The organism is Fulvitalea axinellae (assembly GCF_036492835.1).
Classification (GTDB): Bacteria; Bacteroidota; Bacteroidia; order Cytophagales; family Cyclobacteriaceae; genus Fulvitalea; species Fulvitalea axinellae.
The window spans coordinates 1,007,274-1,028,746 of record NZ_AP025314.1; the positions used below are offsets into that span (position 1 = coordinate 1,007,274).

Genomic DNA, 21,473 nt, shown 5'->3' on the forward strand with positions numbered 1-21,473 from the left:
GTTAATTGGTTTTTGTAGCGAAAAAATTAATAAAAAAGCCCATTCATGTTTATATAAGGACATTTTTGAAATGTTTTGCTGATGCTAATATTGTGTTTTTAATTTTGATTTTTGAGATTAGAGGACTCTTATAAGCTCATTTTTTGATCGATATCAAATTTTGAAAATGCTTTTGGTGATAGCTTGCCATTGTTCGTTTTAGGTACTCAAAACGAAATGTGAACGGGAGGAAAACAAAGGCTGTCGTGTCTGTGAGTTGATAAAACAATACCAATAACTGACACAACATAGACGGGCTTTTTGGGTAAGCGTTACGGGAAGTTATGGAAGAGCGGTGCTTGGCCAGCGGTATTGCTTACTCGTATTGGGCGAGTGCGGATGCCGTTTTTCAGAATGATAAACCGGAAACTAGCCCCAGGTTCCGACGGAATGGTATGATTAATCACAGCCTTGTCACAGGCTAATTGTTCGTAATTCTTTGCTTTTCAGTGTCGCCATTTGATTTGGCTCAGACCGCTTTGTTGCGGTTTTTTCGAAAGTTAGACATAACACACTATCACACATAACTTATTAAGCCATGGCTATTGATGTTTATGAGGTCGAAAACCCGGAACAATACCTCTTTTCGATTCAGGATATAGAAGTGATTTCTTCAGAATTGAAACGCTTCAAGATACTAACGGGAACGTCGATTGATCAGTTCACCAATACTTATTTACATACGCACCAATTGAAAATCCTCTCTAAGTTGATAGGGGGAAACAAAGGAGCCGCGGATATCAAGAAAGGGCTCGATGAAGCGATTGACAATAATCGAGCTGTGGCTTTATTGGGGGATTAAGGCTAGGAGTAACGTGCAAGATTGTCTTGGTAAATAAGATAAGTTTCATTCTACAATATTAATACCCTATCGTTTTAAATGGTTAACAGGGGGTACAGTCTCGATATAAGAACTTAATGAGATATAATTCACTTTTTACACCTTGGTTTTTAGGCTAAAAAGGTAATTGAATATAGGGTGTGGTTTTTTCTATTTTAACTCATCGGTTGGTTGGTAAAATAAAATTTGAAATAGCTATATTGATATCTCGAGTTTGAGTCCAAAAAAAGCCCAATACTCTAAATCATGCGGAGCGTTTTCATGATTCTAATTTTTTTACATTTGGTGTTGATAACCGCTTGTGTCAGTACAGTAAAGTCCTCGGATGAGGTGTCGAAAACTGACAGTTTTCAAATGACTTTTCCTGACCCTGACCCAGTATCGGATAAGCTGGCATCTCGGATTCCCGCCCCTTCCGGTTTTGTTCGGGTTGAGGAGCCTACGGAGTCTTTTGCCAGTTTTTTGAACGCCCTTCCATTAAAGAGCGCAGGCGAACCTGTTCGTTATTATAACGATAAGGTAAAATCCCGTAGAGGCGTCTATTGCGCCGTAGTTGATTTGCCGATTGGGGATCGGGATTTGCATCAGTGCGCCGATGCGGTCATGCGCCTAAGGGCCGAGTATCTTTGGAAACACAAGCGCTATGACGAAATCCATTTTAATACAACTAGCGGTTTCCGATTGGATTATTCGAAATGGATGACCGGTAACAGATTGTCGGTTAAAGGGAATGAGTGCTCTTGGGTAAAGCGTAAGAAGCCTTCTAACAGTTATCTTGATTTTTGGTCGTATATGGAAACTGTTTTTTCGTATGCCGGCACATATTCTCTTTCCAAAGAGCTGAAGCCGACAAATGTCAGCGATTTGAAAATTGGGGACGTGTTTATACAAGGAGGCTTTCCGGGACACGCCGTAATTGTGGTGGGCAAGGCGACTCATTCGGCTACCGGGCAAAAGATTTTTTTGTTGGCTCAAAGTTATATGCCCGCACAAGAGTTGCAAATCCTTGTTAATCCGAATGATCCTAAGTTAAGCCCTTGGTACCCTCTGAATTTTGGCGAACGCCTTGTAACCCCCGAGTGGACTTTCAAAAAAACGGACCTCAAGCGTTTCTGATCCCTGCTATTTTCCGAGAATTAAATCGTACCATAAAACTATATTAGGTTTTTGGTATTGCATAAAAAATGCGTTTGAGCATCGCAAAAACCACTGTTTGGTTTGATTTCTTACTTTGAACATATTTTGCACTGAAAATTTACATAAGTTTCAGCTGTCCCATGACTAATGTCATTTTTTACACGATGGCAAGTCAGTAATTTCCTACAACGATAAAACCCAGAACCATTATGAAAACGATACTCGTACCTTCAGATTTTTCCGAGCAGGCGGGCTATGCCCTTGACTTTGCTTTTGAGCTGGCCAAGAAGAACCAATCGAAGCTTATACTTCTGCATGTTGTAGAGGGAGTGGGAGTTGCGTCAGGTGCTATTTCCGCTGATATGGCATCGGGTGCCGAAGTCACCAGCGACGATGTTTACATGTTGCAACTCATTAGGGTAGCCAAAGACAAATTGGCGGATACGGCTTCCGAAAGCAGATTTTCGGAAGTGGAGTTGGAGACCAAGATCCAGATCGGAAACCCTTACGGCAGCATAGCCGAAGAGGTGACCGAAAATGACGTGGACCTTGTGATAATGGGCAGTACTGGCGCTTCCGGTATCGACGAGGTGCTGATAGGCTCCAACACCGAAAAGGTAGTGCGCTATTCCAAGTGCCCTGTCCTTACGGTAAAGTCTGAAGTGAAATGCGAGGATATCAAGAATATCGCTTTCGCCACGAACTTTACCGATACAGACGAAAACGTAATTAAGGAGTTGGTCGCTTTGCAAAAGACTTTGGGAGCGAAACTGCACCTTATCAGGGTAAATACCCCGAGCAACTTTACCGTGGATCGCGAAGCCAAAAAGCTGATGAGCGAATATGCGGAAAAGCACGGCTTGGAAGACTTTACGCTTAATATATATAATGACCTTGACGAGGAAGACGGAATACTCTTCTTTGCTAGGGAAACCGGCGCGGACCTTATAGCTATGGCCACGCACGGGCGCACGGGATTCTTCCATCTTATCAGTGGCAGTATTGCCGAAGATGTGGTGAACCATGCGCAAAAACCTGTTTGGACTTGCCGGATCCTTTAGGTCCGAAGGACAAATATTTAATGCGGGCAAACGTTAAGGTTGATCCGTAAATAGCTGGCCCGGAAAGTCGTATTTCCGGGCCTGTCGATCTGAAAATTGGCGGCTTTGGCCGCATTAACTGTTGAACATCTATGTCAAGAGTATTGGTTGCGTTGGACGATTCTTCGGGATTCACCAACAGTATTACGCACTTTGCGCACGGTTTTTACGATTCGCCAGAAAAACAGTGCTTCGTGGGCCTTTTGGCGCAAAATATCGCATATGCGGAACCCCGGGTAAGTAAATTGCTTGTGCAGGAAAAGAAGAAAAATCTCCTTTCTCCGGGCGATAAGCAAAAAGTTGATGCCTTGGCCGGGTTCAGGCGGTCGATATCCGAAGCCGGCCTCAGTTACGAAGTGCACAATAACCTGAGCCTCGACGCTCGCGGTATTATAAACCAGAGCCATTTTGCCGATCTGCTGATGCTGAGTTATCAGGCGGGTTTCCAGTTTGTGACCGAAGACCAAGACTCCTCCGTACTCTATTCCATCCTCAAAGAGGCCCGTTGTCCCGTGCTGTTGTTGCCTGACGATTTTCAGGGTATTGACAATGTCGTATTCGCTTACGACGGAAAAGACTCGTCCATTTACGCTATTCGCGAATTCACTCAGCTATACGGGAAACGCTTGCGCGACAAAGAGGTGACAATACTTACAATTGACCCTACGGCCGAAGCCGAGATAGCGCATGAAAAACTGATTCTGGGATATCTTCAGCATCATTATTCAAACGTGGGAGTAAAACGCTTGACCGCTGACGATACTTCTGAGGAAATCTACAGATTCTCTTCTTCATTGCAGAATCCAGTGGTCGTGATGGGTGCTTATGGCCGAAGCCATTTGTCGCATCTGATGGCGCCAAGTGTGGCCAAAAATATCATTTTCAAAAAATCATTACCTCTGTTTATTGCGCATAGATAAGCGAAGTGGCATTGCGAAATTCGTATCGTTCTTGTTAGCTCAATATGAATTTAAAATAAATGCTTGTCTTTTTTTGAATAAAACATTGACAAAGTGACGAGTAATCGTCACTTTTGCTTTTGAATGAAATGCCGTTTGGACATACTGCCAACGGACGCTTTTTCGATCGTGGAATCCCATCAGCGTCATTTTCATCATTCCTCGTCTGAGGAATGATACGCTAACATATTGCCCTATCCGAAGGGTCCGGACGAGTGCCGGCCTTCCCGAATATCCCGGTTTATAGTCGATGAAAATTCCTGTGGTAGCGGAAAATACTGTCCGTTCCAAGGCTTTTCGCCATACCCGGCATCCAAAATCACATTCTTTTCAATCCAATCTCAGATGGAAACTTACATCCGAATCGCCGTACAGAAAAAAGGACGGCTTAGCGAAGATTCTTTACGGTTAATCCGCGAATGCGGTATCCGATTCAATAATGGAAAAGGTGCTTTGAAAGCGAAATCGGAGGATTTTCCGATGGAATTTCTCTTTCTCCGCGACGATGATATCCCCGGTTATGTAGCCGACGGAGTAGCCGATTTGGGCATTATCGGTGAGAACGTAGCCGTGGAAAAAGGCAAAAATATCGAGGTGATCAAAGAGCTCGGTTTCTCGAAGTGCCGTCTTTCTTTGGCCGTTCCCCGCGAAGTGGAATATAACGGAATCAAGGATCTTGACGGCGGGCACATCGCTACGTCTTATCCTGTTTTGTTGGGGAAATACCTCAAAGAGCAAGGAGTAAGCGCCTCGATACACGAGATCAGCGGTTCTGTGGAAATCGCCCCCGGTATAGGCCTGGCCGACGCCGTTTGCGATATCGTAAGTACCGGCAGCACGTTGTTGAGCAACGGTTTGAAGGAAGTGGAGTCGATCTTTAAGTCGCAGGCCGTGATGGTGGCCACTCCGGGGCTTTCGGCGGAGAAAAAAGCATTGCTCGACAAGTTCCTTTTCCGCATCGACGCCGTACAGCGCGCCAAGCGTAAGAAATACATCATGATGAACGCTCCGGACAACGCTTTGGATGAAATCGAACGCGTATTGCCCGGCGCCAAGAGCCCGACTATCACGCCGTTGAAGAACAAAGGCTGGAGCTCGGTGCAGGCCGTAATCAACGAAGACGATTTCTGGGAAGTGATCGAAGCGCTCAAAAACGCCGGTGCCGAAGATATTTTGGTTACGCCAATCGAGAAAATGGTTTTCTGATCAACCATGCGTTTTCCAACGCAAATTCCACTGCTATGAAAATCTATTCAAGACCCAAGCGTGAAGATTGGGGCAATATCATAAAAAGACCCGTACAGGATTTTGCGGCCATTCGTAAAACGGTGGCGCCGATTCTCGACAAAGTTAGGGAAGAAGGTGATCAGGCTTTGCGTTATTTTTCGCAAAAATTTGACGGATCCTCGCCGGAAAACCTTTTGGTGAGCGAGGCGGAATTCGAAGCGGCCGAAAAGGCCGTGGAAGCTCCGTTGCGTGAGGCGATCGCTTTGGCCCAAGAGAATATCGCCAAGTTTCACGCTGCCCAGAAGACGGAACCTGTCGAGATTGAGACGACGGCCGGAGTGGTTTGCAGTCGCAAGAGCGTGGCTATTGAGCGGGTGGGGCTTTACGTTCCGGGCGGTACGGCGCCTTTGTTCTCTACGGTTTTGATGCTCGCCGTTCCCGCCAATCTGGCCGGTTGTAAGGAGATAGTGCTTTGTACGCCTCCGAATAAGGACGGGGAAATCCACCCAGCGATTCTTTTCGCCGCCAAATTGGCCGGAGTGAAGAAAGTGGTGAATGCCGGTGGCGCCCAAGCCGTGGCCGCGATGGCTTACGGCACGGAAAACGTCCCTTCCGTAGACAAGATTTTCGGACCGGGCAACCAATACGTGACCGCCGCCAAGCAGATCGTAAGCCAAACAGGCGAAGCGGCTATCGATATGCCAGCCGGCCCTTCGGAAGTCCTTGTTTACGCCGACGAAACTTGTGTTCCGGCCTTTGTAGCCGCCGACCTTCTTTCCCAAGCCGAGCACGGCCACGACAGCCAAGTGGTATTGTTGACCAATACGGAAGAGGTGGCTACCGGAATTTTGGAAGAAACCTACCGTCAGCTTGAGGAACTTCCGCGGAAAGATATGGCCGAGGGCGCTTTATCGAATAGTCGTACGGTGATTTTGGACAAGAGCGTGGCCATGGATTTCTCAAACGCGTACGCTCCCGAGCACTTGATTCTAGCGGTGGAAAACGCTGAGCAGGTGGCCGACCAAGTCATTAACGCGGGCTCCGTATTTATCGGGAATTATACTCCGGAATCGGCCGGGGATTACGCTTCGGGCACTAACCACACATTGCCGACAAACGGTTTTGCCCGTACCTTCGGCGGTGTTTCGCTCGATAGTTTTGTCAAGAAAATCACCTTCCAGCGAATCAGCGAATCAGGCTTGAAGAAACTGGGGCCGTCGGTGGAAATTATGGCCGAGGCCGAAGAGCTTTTCGCCCATAAGAACGCCGTAACACTGCGACTGGAATATCTGAAAGGAAAGAAATAAATAAAGCTTTTCCCCTGACGGTCTTAGGTATAAGGTATTATGTATTTGGTACAGTGCCGATGAACATAACTTTATACTAAGACCCAAGCGGGGAGATTGTCCTTTTCTCTTCCATAACGAATTCCGCTCTAGGTTTTTCTTACATCTCCCAGCCATTTTCCAGACCATGTTTGACATCAATCAACTCATACGCCCGCACCTGCGGGACCTTAAGCCGTATTCGTCCGCGCGGGACGAGTTTTCCGGCGATGCCAAAATATTCCTTGACGCTAACGAGAATCCGCTTGGTTCCGCTGGCGACACTACATTGAATCGCTATCCCGATCCGTATCAGCGGAAGGTGAAAGAGAAAGTTTCCGAACTGACCGACGTGCCCGCCAAGAACATCTTTTTGGGCAACGGCAGCGACGAGCCTATCGACCTTTTGGTTCGGGCCTTTTGCCGGCCGGCGCAGGATTCTATTCTGATTATGCCACCTACTTACGGCATGTACGAGGTCAGTGCCGGAATACACGACACCGGCATAGTCCGCGTGCCGTTGCGCCCGGACTTTACGCCCGACGTTGAGGCCGTGAAAGTCGCGACTACTCCGGAAACGAAGCTTCTGTTTATCTGTACGCCCAACAATCCTACGGGCAACGATTTCGGTACGGCCGAAGTCGAGCGCCTTGTCCGGGAATTTCCAGGCATAGCGGTGGTGGACGAGGCTTACGTCGATTTTTGCGGACGAGAGTCTTGGACTTCCCGCCTGTCGGAATTTCCCAACCTGGTAGTCTTGCGGACTTTCAGCAAAGCTTGGGGAATGGCCGGTTTGCGCTTGGGAATGGCCTTCGCTTCCGAAGAGATTATCGAGATCCTTAACAAGATAAAACCGCCTTACAACATCAACGAGCTGGCCCAGATTGAGGCGCTGAAGGCTTTGGAGAACGGGGAGAAGATGAAAGCGATGGTGGCGGAGATTATTGAGGAAAGATCCTTTTTGGAGGAGGAATTCGGCAAGCTTTCGTTGGTCGAGCACGTTTTTCCCAGCGATTCCAATTTCATCTTGGCAAAAGTAGACAAGGCAGACGCAGTTTATGATTATCTTGTCAACGCCGGAATAGTGGTGCGAAACAGGTCCAGAGTTCGCCTTTGCGAGGGCTCGTTGCGCGTCACGGTCGGTACACGAGAAGAAAACCTGGCGCTTATCGGCGCCTTGAAAAACATTTGAACGTAGCGGGCCCCGGAGGTTCTGAATTCTGGCGCCCGCCACACAATCTTATTCAGCATACCCGTTATGGCTATCATCAATTTTGAGCTAGAGAAAATGGATCCGGAGCTGTGGGCGCAACCCACCGATCTGGAAGCGCAGAAAGAAGCCCTGAAAAAATGCCCTGACGAAAGGACCTACGCCCTGACGGCCTCGGTGATTGTCGAAGGCCTTACCGACGAGGTGCTCGTCGCTTTTATGCCCAAATACGACAGGAAAAGGCTCCCGTTTCTCGAAAAGGTAAACCTGCTCAAATTTTTCGACTTTTATCACGATCCTTTGCTGGTAAGGGCCACGTACATGTTTAATAACATTCGCAGCGAATTTACCCAGAACATCAACGCCACTTCTTTGGAGTTGATGAACCCGAACATAACCAAACAACTCGAGGACTTCTACAAGGCCATGGGCGTTCAGGACAAACCCGCCCGTGAGCGACTCGAACATTCTGTGGAATGGCTCACTTTCCGTCTGTACGAACTGATACCGTACGTACGCAGGATGAGGAACTCTGTGGAAGGCCAAGACCTAAAACCACCAAGGAAATTCCGAACTCCGGAAGATCCGCAGTCAAACGACATGAAAAAAGCGCTCTTCATCGACAGGGACGGCACCATTATCGTCGAACCGGTCACTGATCAGCAGGTTGACTCGCTTGAGAAGCTGGAGTTCCTGCCCAAAGCCATTTCCAACCTTCGCAAGATTGCCGAAGAGATGGATTACGAGCTCGTGATGGTCACAAACCAAGACGGACTCGGGACGGATTCTTTTCCGGAAGACACTTTCTGGCCCGCCCACGACAAGATGCTCCGCACGTTGGAGAACGAAGGCGTGGTGTTCGACGAAATTTGCATCGACCGCAGTTTTCCCGAAGACAACGCTCCGACGCGTAAACCGCGCACAGGTCTGCTCACCAAATATATGGAAGGCGGATACGATCTGGAAAACTCCTTTGTGATCGGCGACAGGCTGACGGATATCGAGCTTGCCGATAACTTGGGGGCGAAATCGATTTTTATCGGTGAAAGGACGGAGGGAGCTACTTTCAGCTCTACGGATTGGGACAAAATCTATCAGTTCCTCAAATTGCCAAAGCGCAAAAGCACCGTATTGCGCCATACCAACGAGACGGATATCGAAATCCGCCTGAACCTGGACGGTGGCGGAAAGTCGGATATCAGCACAGGGATTTCGTTCTTCGACCATATGCTTGACCAAGTGGCGCGCCACGCCAGCTGTGATCTTTATATCCGTGTAAAAGGCGATTTGCATGTGGACGAGCACCACACGATCGAAGATACTGGATTGGCCCTCGGTCAGGCTTTCGCCGAAGCGTTGGGCGATAAGCGCGGCGTAAACCGCTACGGGTTCCTGTTGCCGATGGACGAGTGTTTGGCGCAGGTGGCTCTGGATTTCGGCGGGCGTCCGTGGTTGATTTGGGAAGCGGATTTCAAACGTGAAAAAGTGGGCGGAATGCCGACCGAGATGTTCGATCACTTCTTCAAATCGTTCTGCGATACTTCCGGCTGTAATTTGAACATTAAGGCCGAAGGCAAGAACGAGCACCACAAGATCGAGGCGATATTTAAATCATTCGCCAAGGCGGTGGGGATCGCAATCAAGCGTGATATCACCAAAGCCGACAAGATGCCGAGTACCAAAGGCGTGTTGTAGGCGAAGCGGTTGACGAATTGAAAAGAGTCCGTCCGGTGATTCCGGGCGGACTCTTTTTGTTGGTGGCGGTTAGAGCTTGACGAACTTTCCGTTTTTGTCGAGCTTGTATTCGCTTTTGGTTACGGTGGCGGAGTCCAGCTTCATCTTGTCCAGATTCTCGTCTACGTAACTGTGATATTCTGTGGAATCGATCAGCGAAATCGTTAAGTCGGGATTTATTTTGGAATAAGTCGCAGTCTGGAAGCTTTCGCCCCCAATGCAACCGTTTGAGTTTAGCGCCAATGAGTCTATTGCATCTCCGTCATGGTTAAAAGAGTAGAGAAATGGATAGAGGTAATCGCCGAGTCCGCCATAAAGCACAAGGATGTGATTGTCTGACCCTTTCAGTTTTCCGGAAGGCCAAAGTCCCTCAGGAGTAAACCTGCCTACTTTATCTGTTCCCAAAGAGTCCAAATCGCAATGGGTTTCGAAAGGTAGGGGCAGTTCTGGGAGCTTGGATAAATACGTTTCGAATTCGGGCGAAAGGGTGTTTTGCTGTTCCGGATCGCTTCCTTTTTTGTCCTTCTTTCCACAGGCCACCAAGATCAGGGCTAGCGCAGTCGTTCTAAAAATCGTTTTCAACATCCTTATTCACATTTGTTGATTACCGGTTGTCGGTCGGGGAGTTTTTGGCCTTTTTCCGGCTTTTGTCCACAACCTGGCGTAATGTTTCCACAGAGGGTTTCGCTTGTGACAAAAGTACGTTGCGTACGGTTGTCTGACAAAGTGAAAGGGCTTTCGTTTTCTTGAGAATTAAAGGAAGGGAAATTCTATATGCGTTGTCCGCATTTGACTTAGGCTTATCCGCGATGGATTGGATCTTTCCGCGCTTGACTTAGGCTTATCCGCAATGGATTGGGTCTTTTCGCACTTGACTTAGGCTTATCCGCGCCGGATTGAGGCTTTCCGCATTTGACTTAGGCTTATCCGCGATGGATTGGGTCTTTCCGCACTTGACTTAGGCTTATCCGCAATGGATTGGGTCTTTCCGCGCTTGACTTAGGCTTATCCGCGCCGGATTGAGGCTTTCCGCATTTGACTTAGGCTTATCCGCGATGGATTGGGGCTTTCCGCATTTGACTTGGCTTTGCCCGTTCTTGTTTCGAAGTCTTATAACCATATTTTTTTGAAGGGTGAGCGGTTTTCGCAATTCTATCTGGCGGTTAGGCTTCAATGTCTGGTTTTCGTCCTTTTCTTTTTCGGCCCTTTGGCTTTTCTTTGTTTCCTGTTCCAGCTCTCGATATTATGGATTTATTCACACAACATCAGAAACAGCCTTTGGCCGAACGCGTCAGGCCCAAAACTCTTGATCATGTTATTGGACAAGATCATTTGGTGGGACCGCAGGGTATTGTAAGGCGGGCATTGGCCATGGGTGCCGTACCATCCATGATTCTTTGGGGCCCTCCGGGCATTGGCAAAACCACTTTGGCGCAGATTATTGCTGAGACGGCCAAGATGCCTTTCGAAACGCTGAGCGCTATTTCTTCGGGTGTGAAAGAAGTGCGTGAAGTAATCCAGAAAGGAAGGCTTAGGGGAAAACTGTTGCTGTTTATCGATGAGATTCACCGCTTCAACAAGTCGCAACAAGACGCGTTGCTCGGGGCTGTGGAAAAAGGCTGGATAACTCTGGTGGGCGCCACGACGGAAAACCCTTCCTTTGAGGTAAACGCCGCTTTGCTGTCCCGCTGTCAGGTTTATATCCTGAAAAACCTTTCGGAAGACGGAATGCTCCGTTTGCTGAAACAGGCCGTAAGCTTGGACGAGGATTTTTCGCAAAGGGAGATCGAGATTAAGGAAACGAAAGCGCTGTTTCAGATTGCCGGTGGCGATGCCCGGAAATTGCTCAACCTTTTTGAGGTGGTGGTCGATACTTTCGACAAATCGGAGAAAGTGCTGATTACCGACGAGCTTGTCACGCATAATGCCCAACAGCGTGTGGCGCTTTACGACAAACAGGGCGACCAGCATTACGATATCGCCTCGGCGATGATAAAATCAATCCGCGGTAGCGACCCAAACGCAGCGGTGTATTGGATGACCCGGATGATCGAGGGTGGCGAGGACGTGAAGTTTATCGCCCGACGGTTATTGATTTCGGCGTCCGAGGATGTCGGCAACGCTAACCCAACGGCTTTGGTAATCGCCAACAACTGTTTTCAGGCCGTTTCGGCGATCGGTTATCCCGAGGCGCGTATCGTGTTGTCGCAGTGCGTGACGTATTTGGCCTGTTCGCCCAAGAGTAACGCCGCGTATATGGCGGTGAATATGGCCCAACGGAAAATCAGGGAGACGGGCAGTTTGCCGGTGCCGTTGCCAATCCGGAACGCCCCGACAAAATTGATGAAAGACCAAGGTTACGGCAAGGGCTACAAGTATTCGCATGACTATCCCGGAAATTTCGCTTATCAGGAATTTATGCCCGAAGGCCTGGAACACGAGACTTTTTATTCGCCCGGAGATAATCCAAGGGAAAACGAGTTCCGCAAGAGGCTGAAGTTTTATTGGAAAGAAAAGTATAGGTACTGAGTTGGTCTTAGGTATCAGGTATGAGGTCTTAGGTATTTGGCTTGGAACCGGATGGTGTACCTAATACTTAATACCTGATACCTAAGACCAAACAAAAAAAATATCCCCGTATTCCCTTAACAATCAGCAAGGGACACGTTTAGGTGACTAGGTTCCCTTTGAGTGCCGTCTTGATTTGCGTCGGCTAAAGCGGGATTTTTGTAATCGAAAACAAAAATACGGAAACGATGAGCAAGACATATCCAAGGTCATTTTCTCATATCGGAATTACGGTTCCGGATATCGAAAAAGCGATTGAGTTCTACACCGAAGTGATGGGCTGGTACCTTTTGATGGGGCCGGAGGACGTTCACGAGGAGACTGAGTCCGCGATAGGCAAAATGTGTGTTGACGTGTTTGGGACGGGCTGGAAGAAATTCCGTATCGCCCACTTATCGACTTCTGACGGCGTAGGTTTCGAGATGTTCGAGTTTGCCGAAATGGCCAGCGAGCGTGGCGCTTTCGATCCTTATAAGCCGGGCGTGTTTCACTTCTGCGTACAGGACCCGAATATTGAGGAACTGACCAAAAAGATTGTCGAGTACGGCGGAAAACAGCGTATGCCTATCCGTGAGTACTATCCGAACGAGAAGCCGTTTAAGATGGTTTACGTTGAGGATCCGTTCGGAAATATTTTCGAAATCTACACGCACAGCTACGAGTTGACTTACTCGTCCGGGGCGTATAAATAAGCCTTTTGGCATTGGAAGAAAAAGTCGTCCGGAAAATATTCCCGGACGACTTTTTTATTTTTGGGCGTTTGTGAGCGGGCGTGGCCTGATATTGGGCGTACTTTTTCCGGAGGGTTGAAAGCTCTCCATAATTGCGTGAAATTTTCTTAGATTGCGAAAGTGATCGTTGCATTTTCCCCCCTTTACGGCTGATATGGAAAACTTTCAGGTACAATTTGGCACAACGGCCTGGTTTGCGCCTTTGGCCTTTGTGGCAGGCGCCCTTTATGCGTGGATTCTTTATCGCAAGACCATGCACTGGTCTGCGAAGGCGAACTGGCTGATGGCCGGTTGCCGATTTTTTGTGGTTTCGCTAATGGTGTTTTTGCTGATGGATCCGGTTATGAAACAGTCGGTCCGGTATGTGGAGAAGCCCGAGCTTATCGTGGCCATCGACAATTCCGAATCCGTTCGCAATTATGCTGACTCGGCCACGCTTTCGGCGAAGATGAAAGCCCTGTCGGAATGGGAAAGCAGACTTTCGGACGATTACGATATCCATTACCGCACGCTGTCGGGTGACGGGAGCAAAGGAAAAGTCGATTTTGATAAGAAAGAGACCGATTTGTCGTCGCTGTTCAGCGGGATTGACAATGACTTTGAGGGAAACAAGATAGCGGGCGTGGTTTTGCTCTCGGACGGTATTTATAATAAAGGCTTCAATCCTGTATTTCGCAAAAGCCATTATCCAGTACACGTAGTTCCCGTAGGCGATACCATCGCCAAGCCCGATTTGCGTATCAGGAACCTACGACACAACAAAGTGGCGTATGAAGGCAACCTGTTCCGGATTACGGCCGAGGTGGAGCAGGATCGCTTGCCGGGCAAGCGCACCGAGGCGCTGGTAAGGCTTGGCGGGAAAGTGTTGGCAAGAAAAGCGTTGGATTTGGAAGGCGAAGGCCAGTTTCAGGAAGTTCATTTCGACTTGTCGGCCGATTCTTCGGGATTGCGCAGATATAGGGTGGAGCTTAGGCCCGTGGATGGTGAGTTTACTTTGAGAAATAATACGGCCAGCGCGTACGTGGAGGTGATCAGCGGAAAGCGGAAAGTGTTGGTGATGGCGCAGTCGGCCCATCCGGATATCAAGGCGATCCGTTCGGTGATCGAATCGAATCAGAATTATGAAACGGATCTGTGGTTTGCCGGCCGAAGCCAATTGCCTGAAGAAAAATATGACTTGTTGGTATTGCATCGTCTTCCGGCTTCCAGACAGAGCCTGAATTCGGCCGTGGAGGCTTATTTGCGAAAGCATAAGGACACTCCAAGGCTGTTTGTGGGCGGAACGAAAACGGATTATAGAAAACTCTCGTCGCTGAACGACGCGATGGATATTCGGGCCGGTATTGACAGGATGGATGAGGTGACGGCGGTATTTAACCCGAAGTTTACGGAGTTCAACTTTGATCCCGACCAGAAGACGGCTTTGGCCGGTTTGCCTCCGCTCAGTGTTCCGTTCGGGACGTATAATCTGAAAACGGGCGCTAAGGTGGTCGCTTATCAGCGAGTGGGAAAAGTGGTTACGGACAGGCCGTTGATAGTGGTGAGCGAATCGGGAACCAAAACGGGAGTGATCACGGGAGAAGGCTTTTGGCGTTGGGATCTGCACGAGAAATTTGACGGCGAGAGTGTGGGAGCGTCCAAAGGAATGCTGAACAAGCTCGCGGGGCTTTTGGGTAATAAGGAAGACAAGCGCCAGTTCAAGGTTTATCCGGAGCGTCGCGAGTATGATTTTCCGGAGTCGGTAGTGTTCGATACGGAGTTTTACAACCAGCTTTTCGAGCCTGTTTACGGCAAAAAGATCTCATTGTCATTAAGAAATTCCACCGATTCGGTATCGAGGTACAGTTTTGTGACTTCGCCTTCCAACAATCGCTATAGAGTCAGCGGGTTGGAGCCGGGAAGTTATCGCTATACGGCCAGCTTAAAATCCGAAGGAAAAGATTATAGGGTCAACGGCCGGTTTACGATAAAAGAAAACAACGTGGAGGCTACCGGCACCACGGCCGATCATAACCTGTTGCGAAAAATGGCTGGCGTATCAGGCGGGCAGGTTTTCTCTGAAGTGAGTCAGATTGCCGAGTTCAAGCCCGAGGGCGTAAAGGGAACGGTTCGGGTAAGGGAGTCGTTTTTGCCATTGGTGAATTTGGTGAGCCTGTTTGTTTTGCTGATGGCCTTGCTTTCCTTCGAATGGTTCCTGAGGAAATATCTGGGGGCTTTTTAATTCGGTTAAAAATTAGAGGAAAAAGAAAAGGCGCCATTTGGATTGATCCAAATGGCGCCTTTTACTTAGCTGGAATAACTGCTTAAGCTTTTCCTTCCAGTTGGGCAACTAAGGCTTCAAGCTCTTTTACTTTTTCTTCGAGGTTGGTCCTTTCGGTAATGTCGATTTGGTAGCCGAGGATACCGGTACCGAGTTCCTCGCTGAGGAATACCGGAGCTTTCATACCCCAAACCATTGTCTCGTTGCCGTTGACTCCGTCGAGGTGCTCCACGATCTGTGTCTTGCCTGAAGAGATGATTTCCATCTCGTCGTCTATCATTTGCTGGGCACGCTCCGGGTCGTGAGCGAAGAAATCCCTGTCCGATTTTCCGATGAGTTCGTCCTCTTCGCAACCGTGCACTTCCAGCATCTTCTTGTTGACGATGTACATGTTCAGGTTGCCGTCTTTGACGTAGATCTTGCTCGGTATGCCGTCGATAATTCTTTTCACCAAATTGAAGTTCTCTTCGGCCTTCCGGATTAGGAGCATGTTGTTCTCGTCGCTCTCGTGCTTGATCCGTTCCATCTGTTCGTGTGTGGCCTGAAGCTCTTCCATATTTTGCCTCAACTCTTCCTCTTGCGCCCTTAAGCTTTCGGCCTGTTCCTGGGTTTCCTCAAGGAGGGATTGAGTCTCTTCGTTAACCTTTACGGTGGAAACCATCGAGGCTACGCTTTCGCATACTTTGTCGAGCAGTTCTCTTGCGGCTCCGTCCAGTGTGTGGAAAGAGGCCAGTTCAAGGATGCCTTTAACCTCATCATTGTGCAAGAGCGGAATAATGATGATCGATGTCGGAGGAGCGGTGCCGAGGCCGGAAGTGATGTTTACGTAGTCATCAGGCACTTCGGTCATAAAGATAGGCTCACGTTCCAAGTAAGCCTGTCCCACGAGCCCTTCTCCGGGCAGGAGCGTGCTGTTTAAGTACTTCTTACGACCATATGCGTAACAAGCCACCATACGTAGTTTAGTAGTGTTGTCCGACCCTTCGGATATATATAAGGCGCCCTGGTTACAGTCGCAATATTTGACAAGGTCCCGGAGGATTGCGTCGCCCATACTGGCCATGTCCTCTCCCGAATTCCTGAGGATTTCGATGAATTTCGTATACCCTTCGTTTATCCAGCGACGCTCTTTGTCTTGTTCGGCCACTTGTTTAAGCTGTTGGCTCATCGTAACCAAGGCGTTGCCCAAGCGGTCATGGTCACTTACGGGCGTAAAACTGTGGTCGAAATTGCCTTTTCCGATTTCCCGGGCAAATTCCCCGGCTTTTGCCGTATTGGCGGATACTTGGTTGAACACGCCCATAATCCGGGAGATTTCGTTATTGCCGGCGTTCATGGATTTCGGTTGCTCGCCGTTAGCCATTCTCTCCACAAAGCGGAGTATGGTGTCGAAGTAGGTCTTCACACGGCTCACAAAGCGCAACGCAACGATCATGAGCGCAATCGTAAGGATGAACGAGGCTATGCCGATAAGCCTTGCGTAGGCCTTCATCTCGCTTTGGCGCACGGAAATGTCGTGGAGGGCCAACGCGCTGGCTTCTTTCTGGTATTTGGCCATGGCCTGCGAGAAGGAGGACACGGCGGAAGCCGCTACTTGCTTTTTTGCGACTCCTGTAGTCCCAAAAGCCGATTCTATATTGCGGAAAGCCTTTTCAAGCCGTTTTCCTTCGTCCGCCAACTCACCGGATGATCGCTTTACCAAAAGCCCTAGCGCATTTTTTACCTTAGGGCTGGACGGATAGTCCGCCTCGTTTAGCAATGCGGAGAACAATACGGGTTGCCATTCCAGATATTGCGCATTAAGGCGCTCAATCATTGAAATGTGGTTTTGCCAAGCTACATCCTGTTCCTTGATCAGCCTTTCGGTGCGGTCGTAGGAAAAGTAAAGCGTGCCGCAAAGGAAAACAATCATACCGACGAAAACTGACAGCAATGCCCAAGTGCCATTGCGCAGGCTACGGCGCCCCAAAAGGCCCGCCCTTTTTTCAGAGAGCCGGTTGTCGTTTCTTTTTTCCATAAGCCAGAGGTTCAATAAAGTTTATGCGTAGGGGGTTAGGTGCGGAGAGCGCTTTATCGGAAAAAATCCAGTTGTTCCGGAACCAAACCAATACGCAAAAGCAAAATAGGGTGAGAAACCTTTTATGAAAAACTCCAAATAAAAAAGAGTCCTGTCCTGAATATCATAAAAGACAGACTTGATCGAAAATGACCAACAGATTAATTATTTAACTAGTTTGAATAGTTAAATATTAAATTGAAATAAAAACATCGATAACGCTATCGGAACGGGTGCCGGAATGTGTCGGGACGGGTTAACGTAGTTTCCGGATTGTGTTAGTAATATTGCCGGACATGAAAAAACTGTTCTCCGCCAAACTAAAATATGGCAAAGAACAGTCTTGTGGTCCAATTCCAAAACGGTAGAATTAGAAGTAATAGACCAGTTCGAATTCTCCGCCGATACCGAAATCGGATTTTGTGGTATTGTAATGAGGCAATGTGGAAACGGTAAGGCCGAAATGCTTGCTAACGTTATATTGCACCCCGGCTTTGGCTTCCACAAGACAGCTCCATTCTGTCTCGGAGGCGGTTTCTCCGTGGTGCATTACATCCTCTTCCTCTCTTTCGCCTGCCACGCCGCCACCGAACACGGCGTTGAGATGATGGCCATAAATCGGCAATTCGTACAGATACAACGCTGAGTAGTAATCTCCGTTGAAGTTGGCCGTAAACTGCAACTTGTTATGGTGGTCAAGGAAATAACCGATGGCTCCGCCAAGAGCTTTTTCGGCGGTGTAGGCAAGGCCTATCTCAAAACGGTGAATACCGTGCTTGCCCTTTTCTTTGTCGATTACGCCTTCTGCGTGTTCGGAATGTTGAGCCCAAGCCGACACTGAGGAAAGCGTTGAGAACAAGACAAGGACAATTACTTTTTTAATCGTAGTCATAGTATATTTGATAATGCAATTCTAAGCCGTTTTACGGTTCCGGCACTTATGGGAAACGCCTGTGTCCAGAATCCGTATGTCTGGATTCTTTTTTACAATTGTTGGGGCGCAAGACCTTTCGGCGAGACTTTGTGCAGGGCCGTTTTGATAATTTAGCCGCAAAGGAAGGGGAAATAACAGAGCTGAAAAATGATTTCCGTCAACGAATCCTATAGGAAAACTCACCTTACACGCAGTCCTAACTCACTGTTTATAAGAAGATTTAGTAAATTGCTTAAAGTGATTTTGCTTGGGAAATAAGCAATCTTAGACAGAAACCGGCGTTTCGGTAAGGTTGGCTAGCAGGGTCCAAAACGTCTTGACTTTACATCAATATATGCGTAACAGACACTTGAATATAGGGCTGGTGGGTACCGGCAATGTCGCTTGGCATTTGGCGCCAGCTTTTGAGGATGCGGGCCATAGAGTGGTCGCCGTATACGGACGCACCCCGAAACGCACAAAGGAAATGGCCTCCAGATTATACGATGCCGAGATATTGGATGCGCCTGATTTTTCCGGAAGCGGTGCGGATATAGTGCTGTTGGCCGTAAGCGATGATTATATCGGAGAGGTTTCGGAGAACGTGGCCGTGGACAATGGGTGCCTGCTCGTACATTGTTCCGGCAATGTAAACGTTAAGGCGCTGTGGACCGGACATACTTCCGAAATTGGGGTCTTTTATCCTTTGCAGACGTTCAGCAAGAATAAATCCGTGGATTTCGAGACAGTTCCTTTCTGTATCGAGTCGTCAAGTGAAGCAAGCGCCAAAATGTTGGTCGGTTTGGCGGAATCCTTGGGGTCGGAACAGGTTTCGGAAATGGACTCGAACCAAAGGGCAAGCCTGCACGCTTCGGCGGTCTTTGCTTGTAACTTTACCAACCATCTGCTGGTAATGTCAAAGAAAATTTGCGAGAAAAACGGTGTCGGGTTTGAAATGCTTCATCCTCTTTTGGCCGAAACCATAAACAAAGCGATGGAAATCGGTCCCGAAAATTCGCAGACAGGGCCAGCCAAGCGCAGGGATTTCCAAACGTTGGAAAAGCACATGGATTTGCTTAAGGATATGTCCGAAGCGCAGGGCATTTACAAGACTTTGACGGAAAGCATACTGGACCTTTACGGCGAAAGGGTTTAAAATCGATCGAATTAGAATCTTTTTGCTCCTTTTACCAGGACCAAGGATCCGGAATACGTGTTTACATGCCCTTTAATGTCCGTAATTACGGCTTTGTAAGTATAAACGCCTTCGGGCTGGATGATGCCGTTTACGGTGCCGTTCCAGCCTTTTTCTTTATCGTCTGTTTGGTAAACTAGGGCTCCCCAGCGGTTGAATATTGTCAGCTCGTATTCGGTGATAAGATGATTGAGACCGACAAAATTAAATCTGTCGTTGAGTCCGTCCCTGTTTGGCGAAAAAGCGTTTGGAAAACGGATAATCACCTCGAATTTGAGCATCTGGGTATTGGAATAGACGTACATGCCTTCCCGTTCCGGAACGGGCACACGGATACGGTACGAGACCAAATCCGAAGTAAGGTCATTTCGGGTCGTGTATCCAGACATTCCCGCAACGGGCAAAACTTCGATGTTATCGGTTTCCGGAGGTGTCAGGTTCCGTTCAAGGCCGAAGCCGAATTCTCCGCCATCACCGGCCGAAAATCCGGTCGGATCGTTCCAAGCCAAATCCCAACGCATTGGGTCCAGCTGGTCGGCTTCCAAATGGATGGACTTTCCGGGTTTGGATCCCGAAAAAACATCACAGACATTACGGTATCGGATTTCGAAATCATATGACCGTTCGCTGGGCCTGAGGCCATCAATCACTACCGAAGTGGCGTTAGCCTTGACATTACGGCTTCCATTGTCATCGAACACTTGGTAAAACGACACTGTCTCGTCTTCGGGCGAATCCCACTCCAGCTGAAGGGCGTCAGGTTGTCCGTCTACGGCCGACACGCTTAGCCAATTGAGCGCTTCGGGTACCTTTTCGGATCGGGCAGTCAATTCGGCTGGAAGCGAGTAGCTTCTGGCTTTTCCCTTTACCCCGACCCACCGGTAAGAATAAAGCTTGTTGCAAACCAAATCTGAGTCCTTATAGCCCGATTCGGGAACCGATTCGGCGATTACTTTCGAATCTCGTTCCAAAGCGATACGCTCGAAGTCGTCGTTTTTGGAATAAGTCAGTTCGTTTACGCTCTCCAAGGGTAACGTGATGGCTGTTTTGACTCTGACCATTCCCATTTCTTCGGAAAAATCAGGGACTTCGCATTCATCGTACGGTACCCTGAACTTTATCCATTCGCCCGGAGTATGTGGGACCAAAACCTTGTCTTTTCCGCCTTGTCCGCTTTCGGAGAGAAGAGTTTCGGGAAAAGTGAGAAACGTTCCGCCGTTTATACTGTATTGCAGATCGTATGAGCCACCCGTCAAAAGGCTGTCGACGGTGACTTCTACACCTTCCTCTTTCTCTTCGACTATCGACACCAAGGGCATTTTGACCTCGGCCAACGGCTCCACGTTGTACGGTATATTTCGGGTGTCGCAGGCCCGGACCAAGGTGTTGTTCTCGTCGCGCGTTTCGAAAACCCCTTGGATGTAAATCTGCTTCAGGTCCGATTCGAGGGTGATGATCGAGTCTTTAGCTTTTATGTTAAAATCGTATCCGTCGCCACCGTCGGGGTTTAGCTCGATTAAGAACCTGTCGTAAAAATCGTCTTGGGAAAAGTTGAGGGCAATTCGCCGGTTATTACAGTATCTGAACGTGACGACAGGCAAAGTCTTGACCGGCCGAATGTCCATCTTCAAAGAATCGATTCGGGCGGCGCCGTTGACGCTTTGTTCATAGCGTATCACTTTAAATATCTTAGCCTCTTCGTCTGGCCCCAGTCGAAAGAAAGCTTTGAAAGTGGTGGTTGGCGAGATGTTGCTTTTGTGCATATCAGCGGGGTAGAGGCTGGTGTCGAATTTTTTCTGTTCGTCAAAGTCCAGAATATAAAAGACATTGTTGCCGTTGTCTTTCAATCCTTCAAAAAGCACTTTGACGCCCGAACATCCGCGGTCGAGGCTTGCCCTAAAATCCTTGTGTGTCGATTCTACCCAATCAGTATCTTGCGAAAAAGCCACGCCTACACATAATGAGCTTGCCCACAGCAGGAAAAAAATCAAAATTGTTTTATATGTACGCTCTCCGATCAAACTGACTCCTTTTCGTTTTACTTAAGGCCATTTTCTTTTTTGGCGATAGCCAATTCCAAAACGGCTTCGAAAAATAACAAACGTTCTTGAAATGAAAATGACTTTTTGTGGAAAGGTGACATATCAGGGCTTTATTATATGTCAACTTTCTGTTTTC

The 21,473-nt window shown here is 48.3% G+C and carries 16 protein-coding genes; 12 read left to right on the forward strand and 4 right to left on the reverse strand.

What is annotated here, in order from left to right:
• Positions 1–577 precede the first annotated feature (577 nt).
• The 8 genes from AABK39_RS04100 to hisB all read left to right on the forward strand — a co-directional run bounded on the left by AABK39_RS04100 (position 578) and on the right by hisB (position 9,533).
• Positions 578–841, forward strand: a complete 264-nt coding sequence (locus tag AABK39_RS04100; RefSeq protein ID WP_338393647.1) for a hypothetical protein — start codon at positions 578–580, stop codon at positions 839–841.
• A gap of 393 nt (positions 842–1,234) precedes the next feature.
• A complete protein-coding gene (locus AABK39_RS04105; RefSeq protein ID WP_338393648.1) occupies positions 1,235–1,996 on the forward strand; it encodes a DUF4846 domain-containing protein in 762 nt (253 codons plus the stop codon).
• A gap of 230 nt (positions 1,997–2,226) precedes the next feature.
• Complete coding sequence (locus AABK39_RS04110; RefSeq protein ID WP_338393649.1) at positions 2,227–3,078, forward strand: universal stress protein; 852 nt, start codon at positions 2,227–2,229, stop codon at positions 3,076–3,078.
• 131 nt (positions 3,079–3,209) lie between these two features.
• Positions 3,210–4,037 carry a universal stress protein gene (locus AABK39_RS04115; RefSeq protein ID WP_338393650.1) on the forward strand — a complete coding sequence of 276 codons (828 nt, stop codon included), beginning with the start codon at positions 3,210–3,212 and terminating at the stop codon, positions 4,035–4,037.
• Positions 4,038–4,421: 384 nt separating this feature from the next.
• A complete protein-coding gene (gene hisG / locus AABK39_RS04120; protein ID WP_338393651.1) occupies positions 4,422–5,282 on the forward strand; it encodes an ATP phosphoribosyltransferase in 861 nt (286 codons plus the stop codon).
• A gap of 35 nt (positions 5,283–5,317) precedes the next feature.
• The gene (gene hisD / locus AABK39_RS04125; protein WP_338393652.1) at positions 5,318–6,610 is read left to right on the forward strand and encodes a histidinol dehydrogenase; all 1,293 of its coding nucleotides are present in this window, start codon (positions 5,318–5,320) and stop codon (positions 6,608–6,610) included.
• 166 nt (positions 6,611–6,776) lie between these two features.
• Positions 6,777–7,820 (forward strand): histidinol-phosphate transaminase, encoded by a 1,044-nt coding sequence (gene hisC, locus AABK39_RS04130; protein WP_338393653.1) that lies wholly within the window; start codon positions 6,777–6,779, stop codon positions 7,818–7,820.
• Between the two features lie 618 nt (positions 7,821–8,438).
• Complete coding sequence (hisB, locus tag AABK39_RS04135; protein ID WP_338394670.1) at positions 8,439–9,533, forward strand: bifunctional histidinol-phosphatase/imidazoleglycerol-phosphate dehydratase HisB; 1,095 nt, start codon at positions 8,439–8,441, stop codon at positions 9,531–9,533.
• A 69-nt stretch (positions 9,534–9,602) separates the two neighbouring features.
• Here the strand turns inward: hisB and AABK39_RS04140 are convergent, their stop codons facing one another.
• Positions 9,603–10,157, reverse strand: a complete 555-nt coding sequence (locus AABK39_RS04140; protein ID WP_338393654.1) for a hypothetical protein — start codon at positions 10,155–10,157, stop codon at positions 9,603–9,605.
• 660 nt (positions 10,158–10,817) lie between these two features.
• Between AABK39_RS04140 and AABK39_RS04145 the strand changes: the two genes are divergently transcribed.
• From AABK39_RS04145 to AABK39_RS04155, 3 genes are all read left to right on the forward strand, one after another.
• The gene (locus AABK39_RS04145) at positions 10,818–12,101 is read left to right on the forward strand and encodes a replication-associated recombination protein A (RefSeq protein WP_338393655.1); all 1,284 of its coding nucleotides are present in this window, start codon (positions 10,818–10,820) and stop codon (positions 12,099–12,101) included.
• A gap of 227 nt (positions 12,102–12,328) precedes the next feature.
• Positions 12,329–12,832 (forward strand): lactoylglutathione lyase family protein, encoded by a 504-nt coding sequence (locus AABK39_RS04150; protein ID WP_338393656.1) that lies wholly within the window; start codon positions 12,329–12,331, stop codon positions 12,830–12,832.
• Between the two features lie 193 nt (positions 12,833–13,025).
• Positions 13,026–15,092, forward strand: coding sequence for a hypothetical protein (locus AABK39_RS04155; RefSeq protein WP_338393657.1), 2,067 nt, complete (start codon positions 13,026–13,028; stop codon positions 15,090–15,092).
• An 82-nt stretch (positions 15,093–15,174) separates the two neighbouring features.
• On the opposite strand, the gene AABK39_RS04160 is transcribed toward AABK39_RS04155, so the two are convergent.
• Entirely contained in the window at positions 15,175–17,148 is a 1,974-nt protein-coding gene (locus AABK39_RS04160; protein WP_338393658.1) for a GAF domain-containing protein, read from the reverse strand.
• Positions 17,149–17,557: 409 nt separating this feature from the next.
• Entirely contained in the window at positions 17,558–18,079 is a 522-nt protein-coding gene (locus AABK39_RS04165; RefSeq protein ID WP_338393659.1) for a hypothetical protein, read from the reverse strand.
• Positions 18,080–18,455: 376 nt separating this feature from the next.
• Between AABK39_RS04165 and AABK39_RS04170 the strand changes: the two genes are divergently transcribed.
• Positions 18,456–19,256 carry a Rossmann-like and DUF2520 domain-containing protein gene (locus AABK39_RS04170; RefSeq protein WP_338393660.1) on the forward strand — a complete coding sequence of 267 codons (801 nt, stop codon included), beginning with the start codon at positions 18,456–18,458 and terminating at the stop codon, positions 19,254–19,256.
• 11 nt (positions 19,257–19,267) lie between these two features.
• Here the strand turns inward: AABK39_RS04170 and AABK39_RS04175 are convergent, their stop codons facing one another.
• Positions 19,268–21,286: a T9SS type B sorting domain-containing protein gene (locus tag AABK39_RS04175; RefSeq protein ID WP_338393661.1), complete on the reverse strand. Its 2,019-nt coding sequence runs from the start codon at positions 21,284–21,286 to the stop codon at positions 19,268–19,270.
• Positions 21,287–21,473 lie beyond the last annotated feature (187 nt).

Coding starts and splice junctions, on each gene's coding strand:
- AABK39_RS04165 (WP_338393659.1), bottom strand. CDS start 18,079: ATGACTACGATTAAAAAAGTAATTGTCCTTGTCTTGTTCTCAACGCTT.
- hisB (WP_338394670.1), top strand. CDS start 8,439: ATGAAAAAAGCGCTCTTCATCGACAGGGACGGCACCATTATCGTCGAA.
- AABK39_RS04100 (WP_338393647.1), top strand. CDS start 578: ATGGCTATTGATGTTTATGAGGTCGAAAACCCGGAACAATACCTCTTT.
- AABK39_RS04140 (WP_338393654.1), bottom strand. CDS start 10,157: ATGTTGAAAACGATTTTTAGAACGACTGCGCTAGCCCTGATCTTGGTG.
- hisG (WP_338393651.1), top strand. CDS start 4,422: ATGGAAACTTACATCCGAATCGCCGTACAGAAAAAAGGACGGCTTAGC.
- AABK39_RS04105 (WP_338393648.1), top strand. CDS start 1,235: ATGACTTTTCCTGACCCTGACCCAGTATCGGATAAGCTGGCATCTCGG.
- AABK39_RS04115 (WP_338393650.1), top strand. CDS start 3,210: ATGTCAAGAGTATTGGTTGCGTTGGACGATTCTTCGGGATTCACCAAC.
- hisC (WP_338393653.1), top strand. CDS start 6,777: ATGTTTGACATCAATCAACTCATACGCCCGCACCTGCGGGACCTTAAG.
- AABK39_RS04155 (WP_338393657.1), top strand. CDS start 13,026: ATGGAAAACTTTCAGGTACAATTTGGCACAACGGCCTGGTTTGCGCCT.
- AABK39_RS04110 (WP_338393649.1), top strand. CDS start 2,227: ATGAAAACGATACTCGTACCTTCAGATTTTTCCGAGCAGGCGGGCTAT.
- AABK39_RS04150 (WP_338393656.1), top strand. CDS start 12,329: ATGAGCAAGACATATCCAAGGTCATTTTCTCATATCGGAATTACGGTT.
- AABK39_RS04160 (WP_338393658.1), bottom strand. CDS start 17,148: ATGGAAAAAAGAAACGACAACCGGCTCTCTGAAAAAAGGGCGGGCCTT.
- AABK39_RS04145 (WP_338393655.1), top strand. CDS start 10,818: ATGGATTTATTCACACAACATCAGAAACAGCCTTTGGCCGAACGCGTC.
- hisD (WP_338393652.1), top strand. CDS start 5,318: ATGAAAATCTATTCAAGACCCAAGCGTGAAGATTGGGGCAATATCATA.
- AABK39_RS04170 (WP_338393660.1), top strand. CDS start 18,456: ATGCGTAACAGACACTTGAATATAGGGCTGGTGGGTACCGGCAATGTC.